Genomic DNA, 5,243 nt, shown 5'->3' with positions numbered 1-5,243 from the left:
GGTTGCCTTTGACAGTACGGGTAAACCACTGCCTGTTTCGCTGGTCGATAACACGACGTTCTTCCGTCCAGGCGTGAATACTGTGTACTGGCAGACGGAAGACTCACAAGGCAATGTGGCCGAAGCGAGTCAGACGGTAACGGTTCATCCGTTGGTGAGCATCGAAAAAGATGGTGAAACCACGGAAGGCACTTCGCATACAGTGAAAGTCTACCTTAACGGCTTGGCTCCGTCGTATCCGGTGACGATTCCGTATACGGTGTCAGGAAGCAGTGCTGGGCCTGGTAATAATAACGCTGATCACACGCTGACAAGTGGCGAAGTGAGTATCACGACAGGCACTGTCGGGGAGATCACTTTTGACGTGAACTCTGATGATGTATCTGAAGGCGTAGAAACTCTTACTATCGCACTGGATTCGTCCTTGAATCTGGGCAGTAAGAACCAGTATACGCTGAGCATCTATGAGCAGAATGTTGCGCCGAAAGTGAGCGTAACCGTCCAGCAGGGTGATGAGCAGCGTAGCAAGGTAGAAAACAGCGATCAGGTAGTGACAGTGACCGCCACGGTTGCAGATCCAAACGTCGGGGATACCCACACCTATGCCTGGGTAGCTGCTGATGACAACCTGGCAGCAGCTATTGCAGGCCAGACGCAGGGAACTACCCTGAGCTTCTCGCCATCAGGGTTGAGCTCGGCGATTTATCACTTGCAGCTGACGGTGACAGATAGCGGACCATTGTCTGTTAAAGAAGATGTCTACCTTGAGGTGGTAGAAGCTCTGGCGGTACTGGGTGATGCAGACAGCGATGGCGACTTGATCCCGGATAACCAGGAAGGTCATAACGATAGTGATAACGATGGTATCCCTGATTACCAGGATGCGATCAGTGAATGTAACGTGATCCAGGAAGCGGTCTCTGATCCGTCAAGTTATCTGGTTGAAGGCGATCCGGGTGTCTGCCTGCGCAAAGGGGTGACAGTCGCCGGCAATGAAACCGGCGGAACCCAGTTGCTCGATACCGAGGTAACCACTCAGTTGGGTGAGGACGGAGCCGCGGATAATATCGGCGGGATCTTTGACTTCGTTGCGACAGGCCTGCCGCAAGTGGGACAAAGCTATCGCGTGGTCTTCCCACAGCGTCGTCCGATCCCGGCCAATGCCTTGTACCGTAAGTACAAGGATGGCTTGGGCTGGGTCGACTTTGTGGAAGATGCCTATAACTCACTGGCCTCGACACAGGGTGAAGCCGGTTATTGTCCTCCTCCGGGAGATGTCAGCTGGACGCAGGGACTGACAGAAGGGTACTGGTGTGTTCAGCTAACCATTCAGGATGGTGGACCGAACGATGATGACGGTATCGCAAATGGCAACGTGGTGGATCCGGGCGGTGTCGCCGCAAAAGCGAGCAGCAACACGATACCGAAAGCACAGGCAGATACCGTTTCTGTCAGCCGTAATGGTCATATCATGATTGATGCTCTGGCCAATGACAGTGATGCCGATGGCCATACGTTGACCATTGCCAATGCTACGGTTGATTTCGGCTCCGTTGATGTCGTCAATAACTGGCTGAGTTATACCGCCAAGGATCAATTCTATGGTGTAGCGACGATTAACTACAGCGTGACGGACAATAACGGCGGCACTGATTTTGCGGACGTCACTGTGAAAGTCGTGAATAGTCAGACACCGGTGGCGGTGGATGATGAAGTGGAGACTGATGATCGGACATCCTTGGTCATTCGGGTACTGAGTAATGACAGTGATCCGGATGCGGACACGCTGACTATTGTCTCCGCAGTGGCACAAAACGGGGTTGTATCGATTAACAGCGATCAGACCTTGACGTACACACCGAAAGTTGGATTTGAAGGTGTGGATACCATCACCTATGTGATCCGCGACTCGAATGGCTTGGAGGATACGGGCTTGGTGAAAGTCACAACAAAACTGACCCAGTCAGTAACCGTTGAAAATGAAGCGGGCGGTAGCCTTGGCGGGCTGACACTGGCCTTGCTGGCGCTGTTTGGCCTGACTCGACGAGTGGGCAAGCGTGGATGGTTGATGCTGTTGGCGTTGCTGAGTTTTAACAGTCAGGCCAGCTGGTTTGTCGAATCCGATCTTGGTATGAGCAATGCGCATGAACGTTCCGGGCTTGAGGTGGGAGCCGTTGTCGACAGTGATGATACTGATTTCTACTGGACCGTAGGCGTTGGATATGAGTTCGACTCGGACTGGGCGCTGACAGCACGGTATATCGATCAGGGGCAGGGCAGTGCCACGATCCGCAATAATACGGCTACGCCAGAGGAGTACCACCAAAGTGTGGCAACGTTCTCTCCTGTGCTGGCAAGCGGAGTCGGTCTTGACGTGCGTTACTCGCTCTGGCAGTCAGAGTCAGTTTATCTGAATGTGAGTGGCGGAGGTATGTACTGGGAAGTGGATTTTGATAGCACCTATCAAGGGAACACCATCAGCAGCAGTGACGATGGTATCGATCCTTACCTGGGTCTAGAGCTTGGTTACGAGATAAATGATAACTGGGCTGTAGGCCTGGGGGCGACCCGGTACTTTATTGATGCCAATGATGTCGATGGCTTTGCCTTGAGGCTTAAGTATCGCTTTGGAAGTGAACGCGACTAATGCAAGGTACTCCTAAATAAAAATAGGGTCTCGATTCATGATTAGAACGAGACCCTTTTTGTAAGGGTATTGGCTCTGTTGCAAAAAATTCAGCCAAGGCTCAGAATCGCTGCTTTCCTCATTTAATCCAGCGACTCAATGACCAACCCCGAATCCTGAAATCATACTCTGGTGCCTTCGTTGGTATGGTTCGACCCCGATGAGTTACGCGAACCTCAGCGACATGCTGGCAGAGCGAGGAATTTCGGTTAATCGTTCGACCATTTATCCTTGGTTCATTGAATATGCTCCGACATTACGTAAGAAATGACGCCGTCATCAATTTATCCGGACAGACTCTTCGTGGCAGCTTGATGAAACCTACGCTAATGTGATAGCCCGCTTGAAGAAGGAGGGACGGCTGCGAGCGGATGTGCTGCAAGGTATTCGCCGCAAATATCAAAAAGATAATAAGATTATCGTATAACTTGCTGAGTAGTTGATATTTAACTTGTTTTATATAAAGTGATTGTATAAAGCACTTATAGTAAGGGAATGGACGGATGTATTCAGCACAGGCTCCACTACATCAACAAAAGGCTTCTGAGCACAAACATGCTCCTGCTCAGCGTCACGCCCGTTCGTCAGCGTCTAACGTGCTTGAAGACAACCGCACCCAACAGCCTGGTTCTGCTCCCGTGCAACGCCAGCCCAACCGTACCGGCCTGCCGGATAGCCTTAAAAGCGGGATGGAAAGTCTCAGTGGCATGAGTCTGGATAGCCGTGAATGATAATCCCGTGTCGCCATTGCTAGGAGCGGTTTATCTCAGTGGAATGGATCGGGTAATCGGGCGTTACTGCCGGAGATACGATTTACGCTATTACCGCTATGGATGATTGGGTCATTTTATGTAAAACCCGCCATCAACTGCGGGATGTGGTGAGGTTGATGAATCAATCGTTAAACGAAGTGAAACAAACCAAACATCCATATAAAACCTGGATTGGGCTGTTAAAGGCGAGTGGCTTTGATTTCTTGGGATATAGAATTACCCCGTCAAAAGGACAACAAGTGACTCTGGCTTGGAAAACCATAGCTAACCAAGATAGCGCAATGTCTCTACCAGTTGGTTATGTGACAACAGATCCTGAGCGTTTAATCATGCTCGAAAGCTTGTTAGCAAAGCGTGTCGCGGGAACGATAGCGGAAGTTAGCTGGGATAAACGCGGCAAGAAACGCTTGATTCATTGCTGACGGATGAAGTTTTGGCAGCTCTAAATCCAGAAAGTGGGCCAGAGGTTACTCAGGCTCTAGCCATTTTTTGAAGTCAGTTGACGCTGAATTTTTTTGTGATCACCAAACGACTCTGTCGTATGTTCAGCCCACACAGCTAGCCTTACCAGGCTGCCTCAGAATCAATACAAATAAAAATCCCAGCCAATGTCCTTGGCTGGGATTTCGAGTTGTTATCAGCTCAGATTAAATCTGTTCGCTTAAAATGCTTAATCAACCTTGAAGTAACTGACTTCTTCTTTTAGCTCAGTGGCGAGCTGATTTAAAGAGTTGACTGCTTTCTCATTGCTTTGCATAGAGGCGATCGAGTCTGTCGACATTGTCGAGACTTGATCCATTGCATCAGCGATATCACTGACCACACTCACTTGCTCTGCAGTTGCTTTGGCAACTTCTCGGATACTGGTCAATGAATCTGAAGCTTGTTGTTCGATACTGGCAAGTAGATCTGTTGCTTTGGTGGTTTGTTGTTTACCGTTTTCGACTTGTGGCTGGGTGGTCTCCATCGCCGTGACACTGGCAGCCGTTTCCGATTGAACTTCGGCAATCATAGATTCAATTTGCGAGGTTGCTTCGTTCGTCCTCTGGGCCAGTTGGCGCACTTCATCGGCAACGACGGCAAAACCGCGTCCCGACTCGCCAGCGCGGGCAGCTTCAATGGCAGCATTCAGGGCAAGCAGATTGGTTTGTTCTGATATGCCGCTAATAACATTAATAATGCCACCGATTTCTTTAGTTCGAGACTCTAACTGCTTAATTTGCTCGACAGTACCATCGACAGTGACAGCGATTTTCTCCATTTCCTGAGCGGCAATCGAGACTAGTTCACGGCCTTGAACGGCATTCTCTGCAGTCATTGCCGAGTTGTTTTCTGTGAGGCTGGCAATTTGAGAGACTTGATCGATGCTGTGGCGCATGTCATCCAGTTTGTGCGCGGTCTCTTGGGTTAGAGTCGCTTGCTGGTGAGCGGCTTCCAGTACTTGAGATGAGCCTACTGAAACTTCATTTACCTGCAAGGAGAGGTTTTTAGATGCGTTAATAATATTGCGGACAATTTGTATGAGCTTGGCGCACATGTCTGTTAGGGAGTGCAGGATGCTGCCGAGTGGACGCTGCTGATCTTTGTATGTCAGATCGCCCTGTGCCATTGCCTTGATGGCTTGTTCAGCTTCGAAAGGTTCGCCGCCCAAAGAGGACTGAAAACTGCGCTCAATGATCACGCCAATCAGTACCGAAATCGCCAGGGCAAAAATGCTGAGCCACAGCATCAGCTCTTGGAACCCGCCAGCTACCATACGCGCTTCCGGTGTTAACTCTTGGTTT

4 protein-coding genes and 1 pseudogene are annotated in these 5,243 nt (G+C 50.1%); 4 read left to right on the top strand and 1 reads right to left on the bottom strand.

The window, feature by feature from the left end; genetic code table 11:
- The 4 genes and pseudogenes from BIT28_RS12925 to BIT28_RS12910 form a co-directional block, all read left to right on the top strand.
- Window positions 1-2,647, top strand: a 2,647-nt coding sequence (locus tag BIT28_RS12925) for an Ig-like domain-containing protein (RefSeq protein WP_175577526.1), incomplete at its 5' end; no start/stop codon positions are given.
- Between the two features lie 160 nt (window positions 2,648-2,807).
- Window positions 2,808-3,020: pseudogene (locus tag BIT28_RS12920) on the top strand (IS6 family transposase); the annotation flags it as partial.
- A 169-nt stretch (window positions 3,021-3,189) separates the two neighbouring features.
- Entirely contained in the window at window positions 3,190-3,417 is a 228-nt protein-coding gene (locus tag BIT28_RS12915) for a hypothetical protein (protein ID WP_075764312.1), read from the top strand.
- A 98-nt stretch (window positions 3,418-3,515) separates the two neighbouring features.
- Window positions 3,516-3,881 (top strand): RNA-dependent RNA polymerase family protein, encoded by a 366-nt coding sequence (locus BIT28_RS12910; protein ID WP_075764310.1) that lies wholly within the window; start codon window positions 3,516-3,518, stop codon window positions 3,879-3,881.
- Between the two features lie 248 nt (window positions 3,882-4,129).
- Here the strand turns inward: BIT28_RS12910 and BIT28_RS12905 are convergent.
- Window positions 4,130-5,243, bottom strand: a 1,114-nt coding sequence (locus BIT28_RS12905; RefSeq protein WP_075764308.1) for a methyl-accepting chemotaxis protein, incomplete at its 5' end; no start/stop codon positions are given.

It is taken from the genome of Photobacterium proteolyticum (assembly GCF_001939735.1).
GTDB classification, from domain to species: domain Bacteria; phylum Pseudomonadota; class Gammaproteobacteria; order Enterobacterales; family Vibrionaceae; genus Photobacterium; species Photobacterium proteolyticum.
Note: the sequence above shows the minus strand (reverse complement) of the source record. Positions and strands in the feature narration are given on the sequence as shown.

Coding starts and splice junctions, on each gene's coding strand:
- BIT28_RS12915 (WP_075764312.1), top strand. CDS start 3,190: ATGTATTCAGCACAGGCTCCACTACATCAACAAAAGGCTTCTGAGCAC.
- BIT28_RS12910 (WP_075764310.1), top strand. CDS start 3,516: ATGGATGATTGGGTCATTTTATGTAAAACCCGCCATCAACTGCGGGAT.